The organism is Mesorhizobium sp. LMG 17147 (genome assembly GCF_024297145.1).
Classification (GTDB): domain Bacteria; phylum Pseudomonadota; class Alphaproteobacteria; order Rhizobiales; family Rhizobiaceae; genus Mesorhizobium.
On sequence record NZ_JANCTC010000018.1, the window covers coordinates 39432 to 63056 of the forward strand.

The window sequence follows — 23625 nt, forward strand, 5'->3', positions numbered from 1 at the left end:
CTGGCGGCCCAAGCGGATGAAGCCGGGCAAAGCTATCTTCAAAATAAGGTGTTCGTCGTCTTCCGTTGCGCTTGGAGTGCTAAGGGCCCTAAGGACATGTTCAAAATGCGTGCGTATGGCGAGGGCCATGACGGCTCAAGCTGGGAGGTGGTGATGAAGCAAGCTCGACGCGATCGGAAAGACATGCGATACCGCGAGTCGTTTGAGCTTTCACCTGCTCGCGCATGTGACGAGTGTCCCCTCTGAGGAGCGCCTGCGCGCCAGCGCGAAGGTAGGGATGAGAAAACAAGGTTAAATCGCCGACCTCATCTACGACACGCCGACGCTGCAAGGCATTGAGTGCTGCCATCTGATCTTCTGTAAATGAAGGCTCCACGCCATATTGGGGAAGCGGAGGCGTATCTCCAGAAAAACTCCAGACTCCCAATTCTGGCACCAGCCCGGGCTCCTCATCGCCGCCATTGATGATGAACGAAAGTTCCGTATCAGAGGCACCGGTGGAATTTGTCGTTGCCAAGGCGACGGCCCGCAACAAACTCTCATATGCCGGGCCCTTCTCAGCGAGTTGGACAACGAAGTCGAATGCGTCACTGCGTGCCTGGCGAATAATCTCGGCGTCAGAAGCATTGGGAGGCAACTGCGCATGAGTCTGGGCAAGATATGTAATGGCGCCAACGTCTCGCAATTCCTCTCCATCCATGATCAGAGCTTCGAGGCGTCGCCGGAGGTCATTCGGTACGCTGTGCACCTCCGAAGCTCTTGACCAGACGGCAAGAGCGAGGTCGTGTGTGAGACCCCCAACAACCACCCACCCGTGAGTGCCTAGGGAACAGTTTTCGATGCTGGGTTGGTGAGTGGCCTGCAGCAAGACGGGTTCGGACTGTGCGACGATGAGGCGTCGATTCCGTGGAATGCGCCCTATTAAGCCACGGAGTGTTGCCAGCGACGCACTCGCACCGGGGAGCGGTTCGCGTGACCCCCAAGGGTCATCGAGGAGGTAGAGCCGTTCACCCCCGGCGGCCTCGGTCAAAAAGCGCTCTGCCTCATCGACGTGCTGGCCGACTCGCACCTCGAAGCCGGCCATCTGAAGCGCGCTTGCAATTTCTCGAGCGATCCAAGTTTTGCCTGTTCGAGGTTGGCCGCTGAGAAGAAGGACCAACTGCGAATTCAACACATCGATGAGATTGCCTTCGCTGCCCCGAAGAAGATAGCCCGGTGCCGCGACTGTATCAGGGGCTAGTCGCCGAATGCGCTCCATGATCGGTGCAATGATATCAGACTGGGTTCGCTTTGCATGCGAGACGATATCGGTAAGGTGGGCAATAGCCCCGCGGAGGGATTGTGAATCAATCCTCTGCGCACGCAAAGCGGCCTGCAGCCTGACTTCCACCGAAGCGTCGGTTTCCTGCTCGATGACAAAGATCCTGGAGAGAACGAGAGAACTGAAGCGATCTTCGAATCCGGAAGATTTTTTAGCGAGGCGATCGTCGCCGTCTTCCTTTGGCTAGCTTTGAGACCTTGGCTCCGGAGGAGATCAGGTGGGTCGCAAGGAATTTTTTGAAGAAGAGCTGAGCAATCTGTCCCGACACCGCTCGGATTGGATATGTGTCGTCGTTACCTCCATTCAGAAAGGGCAGAAGCTGATCGTCGCATCGCGCCGAAAGGACGAAAACCGCTCTCCGGTCTGGATCATTCAACAGCCGTTCGAAGAGGCAGCTTTTGCCACTTCGTTCGGGAAAGTGGGAGAGATACGTTGCAAGATCCTCGAGGGTAGCGACGCCTCCCGCACCCTTGATCTGTATCTCCGCTGTGAGCCGAACGTTACGTGGATTGAACCAGGTTAGAGTGCCGTCTTCGCCGGATTTTGGTTCAACTACGAGCGTTGCGTCCTTCACTGCGCGAAACCGATACGCAATTTCTACACACACGAGATCCTGGAAGGCGAACTTCTCGGGTGCAATAATTGCAATTGTCATTGGCCCCGGCGACTCCTCTACACAACCCTAAACACGTAACTAATCTGGCACAACGCCGACGTAAACGCGCTTCCGGGACGCCTAACGCTTATTGATGGGCTTCGCGAGTCGATCCGGCTGCTGGAGCACGAACGACACCCCAGTCGAGGAGCAGCCGACTCCGCGCGCAAAAGCGTTTCCTGTCGAGGAGATCGGAAAGCCTGATCCAGAACTGGAGGCGGCAATCCTCAATCAGCTCAAGCGCTCGGCGACGTTGCCGTGCCACAGATAGTGCCTCACGCTTTCGAGGGTCGCGACAGCCGCAGGCGCTGCGGCGCTGAGCGGTGGTGGCAGGCCGCGGGCCATCTGTTGGAGCACTGTAATGCGCATGGTGATGTGGAAATAGTCGAGAACATGCTCCGCATTGGGGCGCATGTAATATTGAAGGTCTCGCAGATTGCAGGCGCCATCCGACATGAAGGTCACTTCCTTCGGGAAGAGCTGCCACGACAGGCGCGACAAAGCCAGACACCGTTTGGCATCGGCAGTGTCTATATCGATCGTGGGCTCGGCAGCGCGAGCTTGCCGAAGCACGTGCGTACGGTGATTGTACGCTTGTCCTTCAGTTGCGTGGGCTGATGGCAACACGGACAGGGCCGCTCGCGACGGGCGAGGTCGAGGGCCTGCCTTTCCGTGATGGCTACCTGGAGCGCGGCCAAAGCCTTCTTTGCTTCTTCCAGCGTTAGGCCGAGCTCATCGATCGACAGCGTACCATCTGTTCGCTCGAAGCTGACAATCTCTTGCGTTTCGACCGCCGCGTCACCGCTGTCGATCATGAGTTGAATCGCAAACCCCATCCACATCCCTCCTGAACTGGGGAGAGGAAAGCATGTTGACCGGTTGCAGTCAGCCCTTGGTGAGCCGCGAAAGTTCGCGTTTCAGAGCCGCATTCACCTCACGCCGGCTGAAACGCTCGGGTTCGAAGGTGCGCAGCGGATCATCGTCCTCGAACTACATCTTCCCCACGAAGTAGCCGCTCGATGTCGCCGAAGCGGAACCGATCGAGGAGCGCCGCATAGCCTGGTGGGCCACCAATATCTTGGGGCGGGCCGGCACGCGCGCCGGCGATGCAGACCGGATAGACCTTGCCGCCCTCCCGCTCATGCTTGGCCTCAACCCGGATCTCGTGTTCCCACAAATCGCCGAAATCATACTCGTAGAGGATCCTCTGGCGCACGCGCAGTTGGAGATCGACGAATGTCACCTCGCGACCCGCCGCGTCGCGGTGGCGTTCGCCGGTCCAAGTCCTACCATAGTGCCGGCCGTGCAGCTTGAAAGCATGCAGATGACAGTCCTCCCAGCCGAAGGCGATCTGGATTGTTCGGTGCAGCGCGTAGAGTGTCATTTCTTCCGGAACGAGCAGCCGGCGCGATATCATCGGCGAGATTCGTCGCAAGCTCACTTTGAGTTGATACACTTGGGAATTTGCAACACCGGACATGGCGCTCAGGCTAACGCAGAGCCGACGAGACCCCCAACTTTTTCATGCTCCCTATTGCCACCTTCTCCCCGTTTGTCGATATGCGAGCGCCCTGTGTGAGTTCAGCTGGCGGCACCACTGCGCGTAGGCCATCATATCGATGTGATCGGCCTTCCGCTGGAGCCTGACCAAGAATGAAGTCAAAGACGGGTTGAGGCTGACCGAGCGCGGTCGCCTGCAGGGTTACGGGAATTCTGGCTGCGGCCGATCAACATGCAGCTTCAAGAAGCCATGGGCTAGGACGATTCAAAATGCTAGACTTATTTGAGCCGAGACTGCCAGACAGCAAACTCCACAAGAGCTTTCGCGAAATTCGATCCAACCCAAGCTATTCCAAGGTGATGCCCGTAATTCAAAGCTGGGCAGCGGGCCTGCTCAACAAGGCTTTGACTGACTTCGGCTGTAGCGTGGACTATTCCAAATCCTCGCCAGATTTCTTCGTGACGGCGCCTGGGAATTATCAATTCAACATCGAAGCGGTGATATCGGACCAGCCTGCGGGCGACAAAGAATGGCTGCCTTCCAGCTATCAAGATTTCAAGGATCGCGGTGCGCTAAAGCTGGTTGGGAAAATCAGGGACAAGTTGGAAATAGTTCGAGGCAGCAATGGCAAAAAACATCCCTATTCTTCGCTGAGCCATGTGCAGGGCCGACCGTTCGTCATTGCGATTGCCCCCTTCGATAGTAGCCAATCCGTCATGCAGAACAATGAACTGATCAACCTGGTCCTCTTCGGCATCGGTGCCCCGGTGCTTGAAGGAACCGAGCTTAGACAAGATAAGATAAGGTCGCTTGCGACAGCTTCCGGCGCGCCTGTAGAAATGGGGATTTTCACGAACGATTAGGAGATCAGCGCTGTCATTTTCTCCACAGTCGGGACTTTCGGCAAGGCGGTCGCTGAAAGCAGGATTGAGAGGTTTGTCAGGGCAACCCGCTATAGATTGATAGAGAAGGAAAGGGTTCAGTGCACATCCAGCATTCCTCATTTCATCGCGAGAGCCATCTAAGATGGGCTGCACGTTTATTTTAATCCTCATGCGCAAGTGCCATTTGAACCAAGCTTCAGGTGGCCAGAAGAGGTTTCCCGAAATTACTATGACGTGACGGCCGGCCAACCGATCCAAATACATCCCGATCGCGCGTTGGTTTCCCGGCAGGTTTTTGAATTGAGCCCTTTCTGGATGCACCATCTCCTTGAAAGCAATGGTTTTGTCGGATGTCTCCGTCGCTCGAACTATTGCTGATGGATCCAGGCATGACCGCTTTGCGCCTGATGTCGGCCGTAGAGGGAAACTTAGCCTGTGTCCGGGAGCAGACATCGGGATTAAACATGCTGGAGGTTTTGGTCGCACCTCATCTCACGTCGTGAAGCGAAGGTAGCTTCCGGTAGCAGCCGACACTCGCGCTTTCCGCACGCTAGTGAGCTGCAGGGCTGAGTTGATCGCCGAGACGCTTCAGCTCAGCTCCGTTAGTCGCTTATTCTCCAGATAAGCGCGCCATCTGCGGGTGAGTTTGCCGCGACGGAGTTGATATATACCCGGCAAAGCGACTGGTGCGCCTTCGACGACCGCATTGTAGTCCGACAGGAGTAGCAGCAGGTCCGGCTCTGTGTAGCCACGTGCGGCCGCACTTTCGACGCGTTGGAGGACATCATCGATAGCGTCGGCGGCGTTCTTGTGTGCGATCATCGTGCCGACTGTATCGGACGAAAGCAGAAAAACTAGTGCCGCCACCAGCACGCGCGCAAGTGAGACCTGTGCGTCGGTGGACATCGAAGACATAGCATGCCAGAGCGTGAAGCCCATCAGAAGCGCAACCGCAACCAGCACGAGGCGCATCGCTTGGGCACTCGCGCGCTGCAAGTCGCGCGTCCAATATGCTGATTCTTCAATCAACTCGGCCAGGCGGAAATAACTCGGCTCTGCGCGGCTCGCAAAGTAGCTTTCCTCGCGCACCATTGGCTTGTTTTCGATGGGTGCGGTGAAGCCGTCAAAGATTCTAAGCCGCTGCTCTGCCGAGAATCGTGCATTGAGACCGCTCGCCAAGAGCACCGCCCGGCGCGCTTGGTCGCCAGCCGAGCGGTGCTTCCGCTGCCTGCGGCCCAGCAAGAGCCAAAAGCCGGCAAGCCCGAAGCCGATGAGCGCGAAGTTGAGAAGGGTGGCGTTGTCACTGGAATAGACTGAGATTGCGGCGATGGCCGCAACACCAAATTGGGCGGCAAGTGCCAGGTTCTGATGCCTGCGCACGGTTCAGCTCCGCACGCTGATGGGTCAGCAGGCGGTCATTGCTAAACGCCGCCGCTGCATGACGCAGAACCTCGGCGACAAAGCTAGACTTACCTCGAGTGTAGGCCTTGGCGTCGGTCGGATACGCCTGCGCAAGGCGTTGCTTGAGAGCGGCATAGCGGCTCGCTAGGTCTGGATCGCCGGACAACTCGTCGCGAAATACAATCATGTCCTGTCCCCAAGAGTTGCCGTTGGGAACTAGGTGAAGGTGAAAGGGCGTGACGGGATCGGGTTTCACAAGAAAAATGCGCGGTGGGTTATCGCAACTCTCCTCCTCGACATAGCCCGCTGTTTTCAGCGTTGCGGCGACTTGTTGTGCTTCTGACCAGTCGAGAAGGGAGACCAGGAGGTCGATACACGGCTTGCCCATAAGACCGCGGATCGCCGTAGATCCTACATGATCAATAAATGCCCGCGCCGGTGCAATGACAGCGCGGATCGCCTCCGCCTCGCCGGCACAACGCGCGGCCCATTCCTCGTCGTGCGCGACAATGCGTACCGTATCATGCGCAGCCATTTTCTCTCCACGCATGGCAGAACCAAACACCCTGGATCTTGTACTGCTCGACCACATTACCATGGACGCCATAATACGTGTTCGGCTTGGTCACCGCACGCGTGCTACGCATCGGTTTCTCGCAATCTATCCAAAAGCATTCGTCCCCGTGTGAGAGTTAAATTCTTATTTTCACTCTCGGTCGTGTAAAGCAGATTATCTCGTTCGTGTTCGCAAACCCGAGCGGCTGTTTCCTTGGCTTTCCGTACCTCTCCTTCCGCCAATGAGAGTCCGTCGGGAACGTGAGCGTTTCGACAGCCATTGGGGACTAGCACATATCAAGAGGGGGCAGTGTGAAACTTGTAAATGACTTCAAAAACTTTCTATCCGATACCGTCAATCTCAATCAAACCCGTATTACACTGCTTGAGGACCGAGCGGAGACGATTAATAGCTTTCTTCGAGCATCCGACTGGGAACCGACAATCTCCACCTTCATCGAGCAGGGCTCTTGGGCGCACGACACTATCATCCGCCCGGTGGATGGCGGAGAATTCGACGCCGATCTGCTCGTCAGGGTTCGGCCGGTCGATGGCTGGAGTGCCGCTCAATACGTGAAGGACCTCGGGCGCGTTTTCCTTGAGAGCGGACGATATGCCGACAAGACAGTCGTTTATGATTACTGCGTCACGATCACCTATGCGGACGATTGTAAGATTGATATCGCTCCGCTGGTGATGGACCGCGAGTACCGAGGAACGCTCGAAGTCTGCGACAAGCGCAATGATAAGTTCGACGAATCCCAGCCCATCGAATACACTCAATGGATGCGCGAGAAGAACGGGTACTCGGGTAATAACTCGTTTCGCAAGGCGACCCGGCTCATCAAATACATCAGGGACATCAAGAAGCGTTTCAGTTGCCAGTCGGTTCTTCTAACGACACTCGTCGGTCACCGGATCGAGTGGTTCGACAAGGATTCGGACGGGTTCGCGGACACGCCAACCGCGTTGCAGACAATCATGGGTAGGCTCGACGACTGGCTGCAGGCACGGCCGGACAAGCTGGGGGTCAACAACCCTTCGCTCCCCACCGAGGATTTTGCCGACCTGTGGAACGACACCCAGTACGCGAACTTCCGAAACTTCGTGAACAAGTACCGGAAGTGGATCGATGAAGCGATCGATGCCGAGACCCGCTCCGACAGCATCGAGAAATGGCGCAAGGTCTTCGGCGACGATTTTGCGAAGGGAGAGAACGTAAAGAAGGCGGAGGCTTCTGCGATGCAGCAGGCCAGTGCGCTTCTCATGGAAGGGGCAGCCCACCTTGATAGCCTAGTCGACAACGTAATTGACTTTGGTATCAGCATCCTCCCATTGTGGTTCCGGACGCCATCCCACCTCCAGGCCCCGCGTTGGCAGCCCGCCGAGCAGGTTTCCCGGAATGTCCAAGTCTTCGCCGAATATCGCGCGTCCCAGTATTCCGGCAAGGGACATCCGATTAATTCAGGCGAGGCGTTACCCCCGCGGGGTGGTCTCTGGTTCGACGTCCGTGTCAACAAGTTCCAGACGGTGCCGGCTGACTGCTACGTACGGTGGCGCATCACCAATACCGGGGCAGTGGCGATGGCCCTCAAGAAAGGGCGGGGCGGCTTCGAGAAGCCTACCGACGGTGATCGTCGCTGGGAAGCGCTCGAATATCGCGGCGTCCACATGGCGGAAGCATTCATCATCCGTAGAAGCGATGATCGGCTCGTTGGTTTTAGCGAGCCATTCTACGCTGTGATCAAGTAGGTTGAGGAAAGGGAGCTATCGATGCCCAGGGTAGATACGGTAGGTGGCAACTACTACAAGCCCCTCGAGCGGGCCGAAGCTGTCGGATCTGGACTGTTCTGGGTGGTTTCGATCCTCTCGATTGCGGCGCTTTTCGCCGACAAGGTGGCCTATCCGATTGTCTACGATATCGTGCAGATCGTCTTCATCGTTTGCGTGCTGCTGTTCTTTTTCCAGGGACAGGTCCAGAAGCTCTATCTCTTTCCTCGTGCCGAAGACAAACGCCGGCAGGAATTGCTGTCGAACAGTTACGGCGTGACGCTGACGCATGAAGAGACAGTCGGCTACTACAATAATGACCAGACAAACCCGTTGAAGCGCCTCGCGGCGTCGGTCATGGAAAGCACGTTCTTCACGCGCGAGATTGTTCGAAAGATGCTCGTCGGACAGCGAACGAAGACCGCAGGTTACCTCGTCATCTACTTCGTCGCCGTCTTGAATCGCTCCACGAATCTCGAAGTCCTTGCTGTCGCGGCTCAGGCGGTCTTCAGTGAGGATATCATCGCCCGGTGGCTCCGGATGGAATGGCTCCGTATCCGCAGCGAGCAGGTTTTCGATAATCTAACTCGACTGTTCACAGGAAAGCAGGCCTTCTCGCGACCCGCAGCTCAATCGCAGGCGATCGACTTTTTCTCGTTCTATGAGACGACCAAATCTACGGCCGCGATCCTTCTCTCATCTAGGCTGTTTCATAAGCACAACGCGCGCCTGACGAAGGAATGGGATCAGATTCGCGGTCGTCTCGGAATCTGAGGCAAACATGGTCACAACTATATCGGAGGGCTTTCGCCAATTCAGAACAAACCTTGAAATCACAAGTCTTCAGGAAAGCACTACGTCCAGCCGTCAGCAGAACGTGCGGGACACGGTCGCCGAAGATTTCGAAGTTCTCGAATCCTTTCTGACCGGGTCCTATCGCCGAAACACGATGATCGCACCCCTCACTACGGCAGACATCGACGTCTTCATCGTGCTCGATCCGAAATACTACACGGACCAAAGCCAGCATGCACTGCTGTCATCCGTGATGACGACACTCAAGAAGAGGTATCCGAAGACACCGAAAATAAAGCCCGACGGCCAAGCGGTGACCATCACCTTCACGGATTTCAAGGTCGATGTCGTTCCGGGCTTTTATCGAACTGGCGGTGGGTTTCTTATTCCCGACTCGCACCTGAAGAGATGGATTCCCACGGATCCGAAGAAGCACGTCGACTTGTGGTCCGCGTCCAACAAAGCTCACCACGGCTCACTCGTGCCACTGATCAAGATGCTGAAGTGCTGGAACCGCGAGAAGGGAAATCTCTTCCGCTCCTTTCATCTGGAGGTCCTAGTGCGCCATGTTCTGAAGGACGTCACTATCACCGACTATCCGAGCGGCGCTCGATGGGTATTCGACAAAATGAGGGACAAGGTCTGGACCAAGATTGCCGATCCCGCCGGCTACAGCGACGACGTCGCTTCCTATCTCGCTAAGTCCGAGGCCGACAGGATGATCGCCGCTCTCGACCAGGCGTATCGGCGGGCCCGTACTGCGGAAAACTACTCGAACCAGGGATATGCGAAGCTGGCGATCGACGAATGGCGGTCGATTTTTGCTGACTATTTCCCCGCATACGGATGAGGCGACCACACTCGAAGAACGAAAAACGGGCAGCAGTCTTAAGCCTCGGGCTGGTTGCATGTTAGTTTCCAACAAACCAACTCGGAATGTCACTGCTCGACTAGGGGAAACTTGATGGATGAGGAAGCCGCCCAGGAGAGCGCGCTACAGAGGCGCCAAGGCAAGCTGCTGGCCGAAGCGTATGATGAAGTCGTATCTGCCATTCTTTCCAAGCTTGAGGGTGGCGGCAAACCATCCAAGGTGAGCAGATATCCGACCTTCTCGCTGCATAACAACGGCATGGCATCGTTGGGCGATGGCGCTTGGACGGGGGTGGGTCCGCTAGAATATGCTTCACTGCTCGAACCTCCCTACAACGACCCTGAGGCGCGTCAGTTAGGCAAGTTCCCACCCATTCGTTTCCCTGCAGTGGCGAGGCTGGCAGCGTTCGCCCTTGAATACCCCGAAATCGCCCGCATTCCCCCGACGGGATCCGACGCGGAAAATCCGTTAGCAAGGGTCGCTATCGACCTTCTAGTCGCGCGGGCTGCGGATGTTCATTTTCTTCGCTTCGGCGCGGCCCCCGCGACGGACGCGACCCGCGCTGTTGTTCTGAAGCCGCTTTTCAAAGGATTGTTTGACTCGCGCCTGAAGCTTGCGGTGCTCGCGCCGATCGCACTCGTCCGGTTCGACTTCGACCGGGTGCGCCTCGGACCCTCTGCCTATATCATGCGAATGTCGCCAGATTTTCAACGAGCGCGATGGGAGATGAAGGCCTACGGCGCTAACGGTCATGACCAAGTGCTCGCGGCCGCGACCCATGCTTTCGTGCTTACCGGATGGGACGTTCCGAACGGCAATTGGATCGAGCTTAGCCAGACACTATCGAACTTCAGCTCGGAAGCACGCGAGCGCATCGATGCGCTATTCGCTGCGCTCCGGCTCGAGACCGGGATCGAGACTGGATATGCGCAGGAAATCCGGCTTGCGAGGGGCTGGCGTCACCGGCACAATTATGGGCTGCCCAATGTTTATGCCGTTGGCGCACGCCGCTATCCCGAGGTGTTCGACGATTTTGGTTGGAACCGTGCGGACCTACCCCTCGTCAGCAAGGCGCAGATGCGCAAGGTCGCATGCCTTCTTGAAGCATTAGAAAGTTCAACAGGCGAAAGGCTTGCCTTGGCCACCCGTCGCCTGAACACGGCAATGACGCGCAGTGACCTCGCCGACGCAATTCTCGACGCCACAATCGCTCTTGAGGTTTTACTTGGCGACGGAGACGGGCAGGCGATCTCGTGGAAGCTCCGGATGCGCGCAGCCGCGTTGGCAGGTATCGAGGGAGGTCAAGCTGGTGCGAAAGCCATGAGTGACGCGATCGCGGTGGTCTATTCGACCCGATCAGCCATTGTCCATGGCACTCGGCGACGAATTGGCGCTGCCGACGCACATGCAGAACGGGATTTGGCGGCGAAGGACCTGGCGCTCGATGCATTGCGTAGCCTGCTTAAGATCCTCATCCGCCGACCTGAGTTTCTCGATCCACGTCGTATCGACGGCGATCTGTTGATGGCACCGCCGTGCATCACAACTAGCACCTAGACGATCGGACCGATGTCAGTTCCCAAGCGCCATCACTACGTGCCGCAGATGATCCTGAACGGCTTCACAGACTCGGATGGCTGGCTGCACTGGTGCCGCCTCCGCGAACGACCCGTCACGGTCCGCCGCGCAAGGCCTCTTGAACTGTTCCATCAGAATCATCTGTACAGCACGCTTTCTGAAACCGGGGCCAAGGATCCGGCAATGGAGCACGCTCTTTCAGTTCTTGAGAGCGAGGCTGTTGGAGTCGTGCAATCCATTCTGGTGCCGGCACGGGAGGGCCGGCTTCCCGTCCTTACATCCGAGCAAAAGCGCCTCTGGTACATATTCTTTCTAACCCAGTGGCGACGCAGTCCTGAGACCCAACGAGCCAACGTCTCCGATGCTGAAGCACTGCGAATGGTTGAGGATACACTCGACGAGCTCCGCCAAGCCGCACCCCATCGACTTGACGAAATCGAAGCGCTGGCGACGGCCGATGCCAAGGCTCGAACAGTACGCAACGTTCGAGTTCAGACAATCGGACAACCGAGTGCAGAGGTGATGCGCGTGCTTGAGCGACGTGGCATCGCCATACTGCGCATCGTCCAGCCGAAGAAAAGCTTCATCGTCGGCAGCCGGCCAGTCGTGAAACTAACCGCGCCCAATCGCACCGATCTTAACGATCCGACGGTCGAGATGTGGCTCCCGATCGCGTCAGACGTTGCCGTGGGAGCAGGACAAGGCGACGGAAAGATAAGTCTTCAGGATACGGTCGATGAACGCCCAGTGCGGCAGCTCAACATTGCGATCGCGGGCCAGAGTGGCACCATCGCTGCCGGTTCAGCAGCGCTGGTCAAATCCATAGCCAATGCTCGGTGATCAAATCCGAATATCCGAGGGGCTCGCGGGTAAGGCCGACCTCGCGCTTCTATATGGACGGCGGCCACGAGTACCACCCGGATTTCGTGCACGCAGCAGATCAGCAGTTGGAGGCTGACTTTCGATGAAGGTAACCCGCAGGCCTTCTTCAATCAGCTGAGCACGATCAGCGTGCCGGTGACGATGCAACGCAACCCAACCTACCCGAAATTCGTGTTGGTGTTCGGCCGCCGCGCCGAATACGCGGAGAGCGAACTGCGGCGCAGCCGTATTGACGCCGAAGAGCGCGACGATTTCAAGATTATCACGTTCGACAGCCTCGCGGAGGGTCTATATGGCAAGCGCACATTGTGGTTCGGCGTCCGGCGCGCCGAGTTCATGGATCTTCAGAATGAGGAAGATCGTTGACGATAATCTCTTTATCTGGGCCGATCCACGTATGCTAACCGTCAGCGAAGGGTTATACGAAAAGCTCGAGGCGGTCGGGGGCAAGAACAAGCCTTCGCCCTTCCGTACAACAGGATGCGGCCATCTTATGGGCAATTTCCATCCGGATGCGCTGAAGGTGAGGATGCGCCGCCGAACGGCCGCACCCGCGACGGCAAGCTGACGGACCATGGCCGATCAAGAGCCGACTGCTGTCGAAGATATGAAACCTGAGCACGTGGCGCCCAAGCGCCGGGAAGCCGCTGAGACCGAGAGCAACGGCCACGCGGAGAGCGCTGTATCAGAAGGGTTCATCACGGTCGCCGACCTGCCGCGCGGCCTCTACGACCATGAGGGGCACGTATCCGTGCGAGACCGTGGGCGGCGGCGATATCACCCGTTTGCCTATGATTTCGACTCCACCCCGATGAGTCTCGACGATCCGAGCGAGCACTGGGAGGAGAAAGTGAAGGTGCTCCATATCGAGAACCGCAACAATGCGATTGAGAGGCTTAAAGCCGAGTACGGCGAACGCCGCCATGCGCAAGTGATCCAGGACACTAAGGACCTTGGCGCAAAGGCGTTCTCCATCGTCAGTTATCATAACCTGATGCATGAACAGGCGCGCCGCGCCTTTGTATCAGGGCTCTACTTCCCAGCCTTGGTCGCTGCGTGCGCCCTCGGCGAGCGCATCCTGAACCACCTCATCCTGGACCTTCGGGATCACTACAAAGCGTCGCCGTACTACCGCCGTGTTTATCGCAGCGAGTCTTTCGATGACTGGCGGTTCGCCGTGCGCGTGCTGGAAGACTGGGGCGTGCTCTTGCCTGATGTTGGGATAGCTTTCATGGAGCTTGCGACGCTGCGCAACCGCTCGGTCCACTTTAACCCCGCGACCTACTCCACAATGCGGGAGGACGCTCTATCGGCATTGAAAACGCTGGGCCACATCATCCAACTGCAGTTTGGCGGATTCGGCCGGCAACCATGGTTTATCGAAAACACGCCCGGCGCCCAGTTCATCAAGCGGACATACGAGGACGTTCCCTTCGTAAAGACTTATATCGTGCCCTTGAGCGGATTTGTCGGCGTAGAATACGGCATGGACCTCACGGAACGGGGTTGGCGTCATCTCGACTACCATGACTATGGCCCGGGCGATGTCGACGACTCCGCGTATGCGCGTCTCTACCGTGAGCGGGATCATAGCAAAGTCGTTACGCGCGAGATGGTGGAGCGCGCTGCACGGGCGCAGGCAACGGCCGCGGCCGAGGAAGGGGCGGAAAGCGCCCGTCCCGAAGGTGTCGCGCCCCAGGCATAATCTCCACAGCGATCGGTTCCGCCGCGATTTGGCGCTTCGGAGTTGAGCCCGAAATCGCTGCGCATGCGTAGCGAAGCGAATTGACATTATTACGGGCAATGACCGCTATCGTGGTTTCGGTATTTGAGTACGAGCGGCCGAAAGGGCGTCGGTTGGTTATGGGCAGCTTTCCATCAACCGGGGCCGAAACCGGACGGACCGCAGTCGGCCCCGGAGCGGCCATTTCTGAACTCCCGCACATTGGCTTTTCCAGCGCTAAACTGGCCTTGGGCGCCAGATGTTCCCGGTCTGTGCTCGAAAAGTCGCATAAAGGGCAGACTGGCACATGGAACTTGGGTCGCGAGGTGGAGCAAATGCGTTACGCAGGGTCGCAGAACGCGCAAGAGACATTGCAGGTCATCTATAATCGAGCTGTCGGCCCAGCCGACTTCCTATTCGTGCCAGTGAGCAATGGCAATCGTACCAGCGACAGCACCCATTGCTCGCTGCTGCTCGTTGATGGCCGCAACCCGGAGCGGGTCGCCTATCACCACGACTCCTCCCGGACAGGGCCACAACGACGAGCCTGCAAACCAGCTCGCAAGGGTGCTGAACGGCACCTTCGAGGCAGCCCCCATGACCCGACAGCCGAATGCTTATGACTGCGGCGTGTTTGTGTTGGCACGTGGGCGCCGATTGGACAATTGATGGCCGGGCAGCGGCGCCGGGTCGCTGCGACGACCTCGTCGCCGACCGGCAGGCGCTGCAAGACCGGCTGAGGCGGCGCTTCCGCACGGGATTTGTCTAAAATTCCAAGGGGGATTTGTGGAGGTATGGCGCCGACAGGCCGCCTACCGCCAGACTACCCCGCTCATGAACGCGACGCCGGCAGCACTCCCATCTCCTTGAGCAACCAGGCAGCGCCGTCAATCTTGTCCATGGTCCAAAGCATGAAGCGACTGTCGACATGGATGCTTCGACTGCGGTCTGCGGCATATGCCCAATCGGAGATCACTCCATCGAGCGTGCCATCAAAGGCGAGACCGACGAACTCGCCGCGCCCATTCAGCGTGGCCGAGCCGCTATTGCCATTGGTAATGTCGACCGTGGACATGAAGTCGACCGGCAAAGTGCCCAGCTCCGGCGCGACATAGGGGCCATAATTCTTGGCCCGGATCGCAGCGACGGCGGCGGCCGGCGCATCAAACTCGCCCTTGCCAGTGTGCTTGGCCAGAAGTCCCTCAGCCGTGGTGAATGGCGTCCAGATCTGCCCGTCGCGTGTTCGCCCCGACACCTTGCCCCAGGTGATGCGCAGCGATCCATTCGCGTCGGGATACACCGGCCGGCCAATCGCCTGCCAGTAGGCGCGCAGGCCCTGCATATAAGTCGCGCGCGCCGCCTGCGCTCGGCCAGCGCGGTCCTTCGCCGCGCGCTCCGCAGCTATGTCGCCGGGATAGAGCGCGACCGCCAGCTTGATGAAAGGATCGTCCGACGCCTCGAAGGCAGCAGCCGGCTTGTCGAGCCAGCCGAGCCGCGTGGCCGTGTCGGCGAGTTTGGTTTCTGCATAAAGTCGGTCAAGGCCGATTTGGTCCAGAGCCGTTCCGAACGCAGTATCGCGGTCCTTTGCGTCTAGCCGGCGATATTCATCGAGCGCGGCCTCAAATAGCTTGCGATCGATGTCGGGCAGGTAACCGCGTTCGATCTGCGTCAGTTGATCCACGGTCTGGTTACGGTCACGATCCTGAAAGCCGCGTTCGCGGTCTTCATCGAGCTTCTCGTGCTCCTTGGCCCAGCGATACAGAGTGCGCGCGGATGAGAGCATTTGCGCGCGGTTCAGCAGCGCCTGGCGCAGCCCCTCGAGCGAGGCCTGGCTATTCTCGTCCACCATGGCGCCCAGTTCGCCGATCGCTGCGCCATAGCGCGCCTGCCGCGCGGGATCATCGGCGACCCAGTCGTGATAAGCTTTCTCCTCGATAGCCTTGCGCACGTCGAGCCCGATCGCATTGGCCCCGGCGAGATCGCCCGCCAACTTCTTCTTGTAGTTTTCCACGCCTTGCAGGATGGAGGCGTAGCGGATCTGCGCTTCTCGATTGCCTGCCGTGGTTTGGTTTATCTGGGCCGCATAATCCGACAGCAAATGCTGCAACAGCGGTTCGTACCGCGCGAAATTGAACCGTACTTCATCCGCCGTGCGGAACCGATTGGTTTTTCCGGGAAAGCCGACGACCATGACGAAATCGCCGTCTTGCACGCCTTTAGAGGCAATGCGCAGCCAGCTCTTCGGCCGGTAGGGCACGTTGTCGCGCGCATAAGGCCGGGAGGAACCATCAGGAGCGACATAAGCGCGGTAAAAACCGAAGTCGCCTGTGTGGCGCGGCCACGTCCAATTGTCCGTTTCGCCGCCGAAGTTACCGATGCCGAGCGCGGGCGCATAGACGAGGCGCACGTCCTGAATTTCGAGCTTCTGTTGGAGATAGTAGGAGGCGCCGCCATAATAGGACTCCACGTCGCAGCGGCGATTGGGCTGTTCTTCACATGCGGCGATCAGCGCCTTCCGGTTCCTGTCGAGCCGCTCATAGCGCGCAAAGCCGTTCAGCTTGTCCGATACGCCCTTGAGCATGTCGGCGGTCACATCACGGATATCCTCGATCACATAGATGCGGCTGCCGGGCACCGCGGGTAATTCTTCACCAAGGCTTTTCGCTAGAAATCCCTTGGTGAGATAGTCTTGACTCTCCTTGCTGTTGTACTGGATCGATTCCAGCACGCAGTGACGGTTGGTCGCAACCAGTCCTTGCGGACTGACGAAGGAAGCTGAACATCCGCCCAGTGATACGATCGCGTTGAGCGGGGCAGTGTCTAGACGGCTGAGCTGCGCGGGATCAAGCTGGAGTCCATTCGCGCGCATGGCCGCGCCAAGTTCCGTAATCTGGGCCGGCATCCACATGCCTTCGTTCGCCGACGTCCAGAGCAAGTTCATAGCGGTGGCTTGGGCCAAACGACTAAAATTCGAGTTCATGCTGATCTCGTTCCCATTCTGTGTATTGTTCTCCGCTGATCTGGATCGATGAGCTATCGGGCTGACCGGCGTCCGCAAGCGCCTGCGCGGCAGCCACTGGGTGAAGAGTGAGTGGACGGTCAACACAAAAATCTGGGTGACGCTCCCCTCACATTGTATCGGTGCAACGTTTGCGGATCATCCGTTGCACTAATCGTGCCAAAGGATGCCTGAGACGCCCTTCGGGTCCCGCGGAGAAGTCATTCGAGACGCCTCTAACAATATCTCCCGCATTGCGGGCCGGCCATTGGAGCGCCTCGTCAATAAAGCTTTCAATCACCTACGTGGTAAGGGCCTTGCGTGTCCGACCTCCGACATTTGGGTCCGACCTCCGACATTTGGTTGTAGACCCGACACTCTCGTCCTCGCTCGCGACGAAGCCCACTGCCGAACAGCCGTCGTTAATTGTGAGAATGCGTGCTATCGTTTCTGTTACGTGCGGTGTTGCGCGAGGACGAGGGTGCGAGGAGTGCCCGGACTTCCCCTTGCCGCAAATCCGCTCGGCGCTTGGCGACATAACCCGGCGGACTATGTGCGCGAGTGCCGGCGTGAGGCGCGAAAGTAAATCTGGGATGAAACGTCGACCATCCGAATCGAGCATGGAAACCTCATCAAAGCGACAACCGCCAACCGGGTTCGCGAGGCAGGCGCGTTCGTCGTCCCGACGAACATCACCTTTGCTGTCGTCGCTCGGGACGGAGCCAGATACGGCATGTCCGCCGAATCCCTTGAAAAGGTGAGCTTCGTTCTCGATGCCGGCTTGTCGGCGCTCGAAATGCTTCAAAGCGCTGGCGTGACCATGGGCTACGGCTCCGATCTGCTTGGCCAGATGCAGGGGCACCAATCAGAGGAATTTCTTCTGCGCGGCCGCGTTCTCAAGCCTCGGGACGTGATCCGATCCGCGACGGTGGATGCTGCCCGCGTGCTCAACATGGAAGGCCTCATCGGCACCATCGCGCCTGGCGCTCACGCAGATCTCATCGCCGTCTACGGCAATCCGTTGAAGGACCTCGCGATTTTGTCCGATCCCGCCCGGCTTCGAAAGATCATCAAGGGCGGGTGAGTGGTGAAGAATGAATAACCAGACGCAGGTAATCCGTTGCCATTCAGTGGGAATTACGCAACACATATACAGGCAGGAGCACAACAGAACGTATTGAGCAGCTACCGATGGTTCCGAAGGCATGACGCTGCGATTGCCGCCTTCGTGCTGCCGGTGCTCAAAACTCTCAATCGTCCCTGACCAGCCTTGAAATCTCGGCGCTAATATCGGCTCCTTCGTAGGGCAATGCCTGAGGACGTTTCTCGCACGCCTAGCCGTCATGATACACGCGCTCATTTGATTGCGTGGCATCGGTGGAGAGCGCTGTCACAAACGGCTGGACGACATTCCTCATATCGCGCCGGCGGAGCCTGTTTTGATCGTGCCCCATGGCGTGGTGTAGGTAACGGCATTGGTCGCCGTGCTCTCCGGCAAGGGCCGGACTGATCAGCGCGCCACTGCCGGCAGGCTGATGAGCGGATCATCGCTCATCTGGCTGATGGTCTCAAGGGTCATGTAGCGCGCCCGCTGCACGGCCCATTCATCATTCTGTTCGAGCAGGAGGGCGCCGACGAGACGGACTATGGCATCGTCATTGGGGAAGATGCCGACGACCTCGGTCCTGCGCTTGATCTCGCCGTTGAGGCGCTCGATCGGGTTGGTGCTATGCAGCTTGGCACGGTGCTCCTTGGGGAAGGTCATGTAGGCAAGCACGTCGGGCTCGGCATCGTCCATGATGGTGGCGAGCTTGGGCACCTTCGGCCGGATCTGGTCGGCAACGGCGCGCCATTGGGTGCTGGCGGCCTCGGCCGTCTCCTGGGCGAAGGCGGTGGCGATGAAGGCCGAGGCGACGCGGCGGCCGCTCTTGCCGGCATGCGCCAGCACGTTCCTCATGAAATGGACCCGGCAGCGCTGCCATGTCGCGCACAGCACCTTGGTGACGGCCGCCTTGATGCCTTCATGGGCATCGGAAACGACGAGCTTGACGCCGCGCAGGCCGCGGCGGGTCAGCTTGCGCAAAAACTCCGTCCAGATCGGCTCGGCCTCAGACGTGCCGACCCCCATGCCCAGCACTTCGCGCCGGCCGTCTGCGTTGACCCCGACGGCGATGATGACGGCGACCGAGACGATGCGTCCGCCGCGGCGCACCTTCAGGTAGGTGGCATCGATCCACAGATAGGGCCAGTCGCCCTCGATGGGCCTGTCGAGGAAGGCCTTCACCTTGCCGTCGATCTCCTCGCACAGCCGGCTGACCTGGCTCTTGGAGACGCCGCTCATGCCCATCGCCTTGACCAGGTCGTCGACCGAGCGCGTCGAGATACCCTGGACGTAGGCCTCCTGGATGACGGCGATCAGCGCCTTCTCGGCCATGCGCCGCGGCTCAAGGAAGCTCGGGAAGTAAGAGCCCTTCCTGAGCTTGGGGATGCGCAGCTCGACGGTGCCGCCGCGTCTCCCAGTCTCTGTCGCGGTAGCCGTTGCGCTGGACAAGCCGCAGCGGGTTCTTCTCGCCATGGGCCGCGCCGGTGGCGGCGCCCACCTCCAGCTCCATCAGCCGCTCGGCGGCAAAGCCGATCATCTCGCGCAGGATATCGGCATCGGGGGTCTTCTCTACGAGCGTGCGCAGGTTCATCATGTCGTTGGTCATCGGTGGTTCCTTCGAATCAGGTTGTGTCAGCAACCCAACCCTACCGAAGAACATCGATGACCGCCGCTGCGCCGCTCGCTCGCTACAGCGCTGTTGAGGGCGCGCTCGCGAGCGGCTTCGCTATCGCCGACCTACACCACGCGGTGGGACACGACCCCTGTTTTCACCAAAGTCGAACTCGCGGGTGACGCCTACGGCCCCTGCCAAGTTAATCCCATTTGAGATCGAATGCGGTGGGCGTGCCGCTCCTAGCAGCGCCGTTTTTCCCATTGACGTGAAAACATCAGAACAAAGTACCTTATGTCTACAGATTTCGTAGAATATCGTTTGGTTTCGGTGGTGGCCTATGGCGCATGTGTGGGAGATAGATGACTTGGCACGATTATCGGTTCTTGGAATATCCGGCGGTGTAAGCAACCCGTCCCGCACCACGGCGGTCGTCAATGCGCTGGTCAAGGCGGTCGCGTTGCGCCTGCTTGCCGACACCGGTCTGATTGAGATCACGGAGGCAGCACCGTCGCTTTTCGCCGGACTATCCCGCGGCGCACTTGGCGCATCTGGAGAAGCGATTATCCAGCGTGTCGAGAAGGCCGATTTGCTCGTGGTCGGAACGCCTGTCTATAGGGCTTCCTACACTGGCGCTCTCAAGCACCTGTTCGACCTGGTCGACTATCGCGCGTTGACGGGCAAGACCGTGCTTCTCGCGGCGACCGGCGGGAGCCCATACCATGGCCTGGTGCTCGAACATCAGCTCCGGCCATTGTTCGGCTTTTTTGGCGCTGTCACCGTCCCTACGGGCGTCTACGGCACGCCCGACGATTTCGTCGATGGCGAAATCGTCGGCGCAGCCATCATCGAGCGTATTGCAAGGGCCGCTACCGACGCGGTCTCCTTGCTCAACTCAAGTCACGCAAATGCCGCCGTCGCCACCCGCGTCGGCTGAGCCAATCAACAGGGGAAACGACGACATGAGTTCGCATTCCGACGCCATCAAATTCGCCTACTGGGTCCCGAACGTCTCCGGCGGCCTGGTCATCTCCAACATCGAGCAGCGGACGGGTTGGGATATCGACTACAACCGCAAGCTCGCCCAGATTGCCGAGGCCAACGGGTTCGACTATGCGCTGAGCCAGATCCGTTTCACAGCCGGCTATGGGGCCGACAACCAGCACGAATCAGTCTCGTTCAGCCATGCCTTGCTTGCCGCGACCACAACGCTGAAGGTCATCGCAGCGATCCTGCCCGGTCCGTGGAACCCTGCGCTGGCGGCCAAGCAGATCGCTACCATCAACCACCTGACCAATGGCCGCGTCTCCGTCAATGTCGTCAGCGGCTGGTTCCGAGGCGAGTTCGCCGCGATTGGCGAACTCTGGCTCGATCATGACGAGCGCTATCGCCGGTCGGAGGAATTTATCCGAGCGTTGCGCGGCATCTGGACGGAAGACAGCTTCACGCTGAAGGGCGATTTCTACTGCTTCACCAACTATTCCATGAAGCCGAAGCCGATCGAGCCCTTGCCCGAGATATTCCAGGGCGGCTCGTCGCGAGCCGCTCGCGACATGGCGTCTCGTGTCTCCGATTGGTATTTCACCAACGGCAATACCCCGGAGGAGATCCGGAAGCAGGTCGACGACATCCGCACCAAGGCGAAAGCCAACGGCCACAAGGTTAGGATCGGCGTCAACGCTTTCGCCATCGCCCGCGAGAGCGAGCAGGAAGCGCGCGCCGTGCTCGACGAGATCATCGCCAAGGCGAATCCGGAGGCGGTGCAGGGCTTTGCCGATCAGGTCAAGAATGCCGGCAAGGCCTCGCCGGAAGGCGAAGGCAATTGGGCGAAGTCGTCCCTCGAGGATCTCGTTCAGTACAATGACGGCTTCCGCAGCAATCTCATCGGCACGCCGGAACAGATCGCCGAACGCATCCTGAAACTGAAGGACGCCGGTGCCGACCTGATCCTGCTCGGCTTCCTGCATTTCCAGGAAGAGGTCGAGTTCTTCGGCAAGCGCGTCATTCCTCTGGTGCGCGAACTGGAAGCAGCTCGCGACAGGGAGCTTGTCGCCGCGGAATAGGACGGGCGCGGCCCACGGGGCCGCAGCCGACACGCCTTCAAAAGCAGGAATGTTTCATGATTGGTGCTTCGCTGGGAGCGGCCGCATACGAGCGCGCGTCCGAAATTTCCGCCATCCTCGCGGTGGCTAACCCCGTCGACGACAGGCGTCTGGCACGCCTGTCGTCACGGCCGGATGTGGTTCTCGCGCTGAGCGGGATCGGCATTTCCTTTGGCGGGGTCAAGGCGCTGAGCGATGTTGATCTCGAAGTGGAAGTCGGCGAGATCCGCGCGGTGATCGGCCCCAACGGCGCTGGCAAATCGTCACTGATCAACATCATCAGCGGCCTCTATCACGCCGACCGCGGCAGGATCGCGATCGACGGCCAGTCCTTCTCACAGGTGCCGGCGAGTCGCCTGGCGCGACTGGGCGTTGCGCGAACCTTCCAGAACCTGGCGCTATTCGGGGGTCTGTCCGTGCGCAACAACATCGCGTGCGGCCGCGTCCACACCAGGCGCGCCAGTTTCGTCGAACATATTGCAGGTCTGCCACGCGCCCGGAGCGAAGATGCGGGAATCGCCGAAAAGACCGATCAGATAGTCGCCTTCCTGCATCTCGAAAGCGTCGCCGACCGCCTCGTCGCCACCTTGCCTTACGGCCTGCAGAAGCGGGTCGAGCTGGCGCGCGCGCTGGTCGCCGAGCCGAAGCTGCTGCTGCTCGACGAGCCGATGGCCGGCATGACGGCGACCGAGAAGGCCGAGATGGCCGGCTTCGTGCGCGCCGCGCGCGACCGGCACGGCGTCACCATCATCCTGATCGAGCACGACATCGGCGTCGTCATGGGCCTCTCCGACCGCGTCGCCGTGCTCGACTACGGCCGCAAGATCGCAGACGGGACGCCGGCCGAGGTCAGGGCCGATCCGGCAGTGATCCGGGCCTATATCGGCACCGCCGAGGGCGAGAATGGCGAGGACATCCGATGAGCTACTATGATTTCCTCTTCGTCATCGAAGTGCTGGTCGGCGGCCTGCTCTCTGGCGTCATGTATTCGCTTGTCGCCATAGGTTTCGTGCTGATCTACAAGACGTCGGGCGTGCTGAACTTCGCGCAGGGGTCGATGGTGCTGTTCGCAGCGCTCACCTTTGTCAGCCTCGTCGAACGCGGCATCCCCTTCGCGCTTTCGCTGCTCATCACCTTCGCGGTCATGGTCGCGCTCGGCTTCACCATCGAGCGGACCGTGCTCAGGCCGCTGGTCAACCGCTCGCCGATGACGCTGTTCATGGCGACGCTGGGGCTCTCCTACATCATCGAAGGTGCCGCCCAGCTTATCTGGGGCACGCAGGTGCACGGGCTCGACCTCGGCATCGACGACACCCCCTTCGAGGTCGGCGGCATACTGATCTCATCCTTCGACCTGCTGGCGGCGGCGATCGCCGCCGCCATGGTCGCAGGCCTCAGCGCCTTCTTCTATTGGACGCGGATCGGCCTTGCGTTTCGCGCCGTCGCCGACGATCAGTTCGCGGCCCTCGCCGTCGGGCTGCGGCTGCCTCGCATCTGGGGCACCGTGTGGACGGCGGCCGGCTTCGTCGCGCTGGTCGCCGGACTGTTGTGGGGCGCGCGTCTCGGCGTCCAGTTCTCGCTGTCGCTGATCGTGCTGAAGGCGCTGCCGGTGCTGGTGCTTGGCGGCTTCGATCCCATCCTCGGCGCCATCGTCGGCGGCCTCATCATCGGCGCCAGCGAGAAACTCGCTGAGGTCTATCTCGGCCCCTTCGTCGGCGGCGGCATCGAAGGCTGGTTCGCCTATGCGCTGGCGCTGGTGGTCCTGCTGGTGCGCCCATCCGGCCTGTTTGGCCAGAAAACCGTCGAAAGGGTCTGACCGATGGCCGTGCAAGCGCTCGATGGCACAAGGGTTCCAATCGACTGGCAGAGATTAGC

General features: G+C 59.4%; 22 protein-coding genes and 1 pseudogene. 15 read left to right on the forward strand and 8 right to left on the reverse strand.

From position 1 onward, the window contains the following. Nucleotides 1-100 precede the first annotated feature (100 nt). Complete coding sequence (locus NMG46_RS24205) at nt 101-1390, reverse strand: hypothetical protein (RefSeq protein WP_254820029.1); 1290 nt, start codon at nt 1388-1390, stop codon at nt 101-103. A 148-nt stretch (nt 1391-1538) separates the two neighbouring features. On the opposite strand from NMG46_RS24205, the gene NMG46_RS24210 reads away from it, so the two are divergent. Continuing rightward, nucleotides 1539-1844 (forward strand): hypothetical protein, encoded by a 306-nt coding sequence (locus tag NMG46_RS24210; RefSeq protein WP_095517091.1) that lies wholly within the window; start codon nt 1539-1541, stop codon nt 1842-1844. Nucleotides 1845-2207: 363 nt separating this feature from the next. Here NMG46_RS24210 and NMG46_RS24215 read toward each other — a convergent pair whose 3' ends face one another. From NMG46_RS24215 to NMG46_RS24225, 3 genes are all read right to left on the reverse strand, one after another. After that, on the reverse strand, nt 2208-2432 hold the full coding sequence (locus NMG46_RS24215; RefSeq protein ID WP_133116099.1) for a hypothetical protein: 225 nt from the start codon (nt 2430-2432) through the stop codon (nt 2208-2210). Between the two features lie 74 nt (nt 2433-2506). Further along, nucleotides 2507-2812, reverse strand: coding sequence for a hypothetical protein (locus tag NMG46_RS24220; protein ID WP_127243397.1), 306 nt, complete (start codon nt 2810-2812; stop codon nt 2507-2509). 140 nt (nt 2813-2952) lie between these two features. Next, a complete protein-coding gene (locus NMG46_RS24225; protein ID WP_084831570.1) occupies nt 2953-3456 on the reverse strand; it encodes a plasmid pRiA4b ORF-3 family protein in 504 nt (167 codons plus the stop codon). Nucleotides 3457-3746: 290 nt separating this feature from the next. Here NMG46_RS24225 and NMG46_RS24230 point away from each other — a divergent pair, with 290 nt between their 5' ends. Beyond that, nucleotides 3747-4340, forward strand: a complete 594-nt coding sequence (locus NMG46_RS24230; RefSeq protein WP_189523677.1) for a hypothetical protein — start codon at nt 3747-3749, stop codon at nt 4338-4340. A 609-nt stretch (nt 4341-4949) separates the two neighbouring features. Here the strand turns inward: NMG46_RS24230 and NMG46_RS24235 are convergent. Together NMG46_RS24235 and NMG46_RS24240 are read right to left on the reverse strand one after the other, a co-directional pair. Next, complete coding sequence (locus NMG46_RS24235; RefSeq protein WP_029356716.1) at nt 4950-5741, reverse strand: hypothetical protein; 792 nt, start codon at nt 5739-5741, stop codon at nt 4950-4952. Then, nucleotides 5662-6297, reverse strand: coding sequence for a GrpB family protein (locus NMG46_RS24240; RefSeq protein WP_164746801.1), 636 nt, complete (start codon nt 6295-6297; stop codon nt 5662-5664). The genes NMG46_RS24235 and NMG46_RS24240 overlap by 80 nt, the downstream gene beginning before the upstream one ends. Before the next feature lie 332 nt (nt 6298-6629). On the opposite strand from NMG46_RS24240, the gene NMG46_RS30015 reads away from it, so the two are divergent. The 8 genes from NMG46_RS30015 to NMG46_RS24280 all read left to right on the forward strand — a co-directional run bounded on the left by NMG46_RS30015 (nt 6630) and on the right by NMG46_RS24280 (nt 13918). Beyond that, on the forward strand, nt 6630-8069 hold the full coding sequence (locus NMG46_RS30015; RefSeq protein WP_254820030.1) for a cyclic GMP-AMP synthase DncV-like nucleotidyltransferase: 1440 nt from the start codon (nt 6630-6632) through the stop codon (nt 8067-8069). Nucleotides 8070-8090: 21 nt separating this feature from the next. Continuing rightward, nucleotides 8091-8861 carry a hypothetical protein gene (locus NMG46_RS24250; protein ID WP_029356721.1) on the forward strand — a complete coding sequence of 257 codons (771 nt, stop codon included), beginning with the start codon at nt 8091-8093 and terminating at the stop codon, nt 8859-8861. Between the two features lie 7 nt (nt 8862-8868). Beyond that, nucleotides 8869-9732, forward strand: coding sequence for a CBASS oligonucleotide cyclase (locus NMG46_RS24255; RefSeq protein WP_029356723.1), 864 nt, complete (start codon nt 8869-8871; stop codon nt 9730-9732). Nucleotides 9733-9846: 114 nt separating this feature from the next. After that, a complete protein-coding gene (locus tag NMG46_RS24260) occupies nt 9847-11310 on the forward strand; it encodes a HEPN domain-containing protein (protein WP_029356725.1) in 1464 nt (487 codons plus the stop codon). A 12-nt stretch (nt 11311-11322) separates the two neighbouring features. After that, nucleotides 11323-12171, forward strand: a complete 849-nt coding sequence (locus NMG46_RS24265; RefSeq protein WP_084831572.1) for a DUF4238 domain-containing protein — start codon at nt 11323-11325, stop codon at nt 12169-12171. 171 nt (nt 12172-12342) lie between these two features. Then, nucleotides 12343-12579: a hypothetical protein gene (locus NMG46_RS24270; protein WP_127240888.1), complete on the forward strand. Its 237-nt coding sequence runs from the start codon at nt 12343-12345 to the stop codon at nt 12577-12579. Beyond that, nucleotides 12563-12781, forward strand: a complete 219-nt coding sequence (locus tag NMG46_RS24275) for a hypothetical protein (RefSeq protein WP_095517096.1) — start codon at nt 12563-12565, stop codon at nt 12779-12781. Before NMG46_RS24270 ends, NMG46_RS24275 begins: the two co-directional genes overlap by 17 nt. 6 nt (nt 12782-12787) lie before the next feature. Beyond that, a complete protein-coding gene (locus NMG46_RS24280; RefSeq protein ID WP_051695625.1) occupies nt 12788-13918 on the forward strand; it encodes a hypothetical protein in 1131 nt (376 codons plus the stop codon). An 850-nt stretch (nt 13919-14768) separates the two neighbouring features. On the opposite strand, the gene NMG46_RS24285 is transcribed toward NMG46_RS24280, so the two are convergent. Continuing rightward, the gene (locus tag NMG46_RS24285; RefSeq protein ID WP_029356732.1) at nt 14769-16916 is read right to left on the reverse strand and encodes a S46 family peptidase; all 2148 of its coding nucleotides are present in this window, start codon (nt 16914-16916) and stop codon (nt 14769-14771) included. Between the two features lie 649 nt (nt 16917-17565). Here NMG46_RS24285 and NMG46_RS24290 point away from each other — a divergent pair. Beyond that, nucleotides 17566-18018, forward strand: a complete 453-nt coding sequence (locus NMG46_RS24290; RefSeq protein ID WP_240992880.1) for an amidohydrolase family protein — start codon at nt 17566-17568, stop codon at nt 18016-18018. Nucleotides 18019-18444: 426 nt separating this feature from the next. On the opposite strand, the pseudogene NMG46_RS24295 reads toward NMG46_RS24290, so the two are convergent. Beyond that, a pseudogene (locus tag NMG46_RS24295) lies at nt 18445-19642 on the reverse strand (IS256 family transposase). Nucleotides 19643-20015: 373 nt separating this feature from the next. On the opposite strand from NMG46_RS24295, the gene msuE reads away from it, so the two are divergent. Genes msuE through NMG46_RS24315 form a run of 4 tightly spaced genes read left to right on the forward strand, consistent with a single transcriptional unit; the run spans nt 20016 to nt 23566 of the window. Then, on the forward strand, nt 20016-20585 hold the full coding sequence (gene msuE / locus NMG46_RS24300) for an FMN reductase (RefSeq protein ID WP_029356692.1): 570 nt from the start codon (nt 20016-20018) through the stop codon (nt 20583-20585). Between the two features lie 25 nt (nt 20586-20610). Next, nucleotides 20611-21711 carry a dimethylsulfone monooxygenase SfnG gene (sfnG, locus tag NMG46_RS24305; protein WP_029356690.1) on the forward strand — a complete coding sequence of 367 codons (1101 nt, stop codon included), beginning with the start codon at nt 20611-20613 and terminating at the stop codon, nt 21709-21711. A 56-nt stretch (nt 21712-21767) separates the two neighbouring features. Then, complete coding sequence (locus NMG46_RS24310; protein ID WP_029356687.1) at nt 21768-22673, forward strand: ABC transporter ATP-binding protein; 906 nt, start codon at nt 21768-21770, stop codon at nt 22671-22673. Next, on the forward strand, nt 22670-23566 hold the full coding sequence (locus NMG46_RS24315) for a branched-chain amino acid ABC transporter permease (RefSeq protein WP_254820031.1): 897 nt from the start codon (nt 22670-22672) through the stop codon (nt 23564-23566). The genes NMG46_RS24310 and NMG46_RS24315 overlap by 4 nt, the downstream gene beginning before the upstream one ends. The last annotated feature ends 59 nt before the right edge of the window (nt 23567-23625 follow it).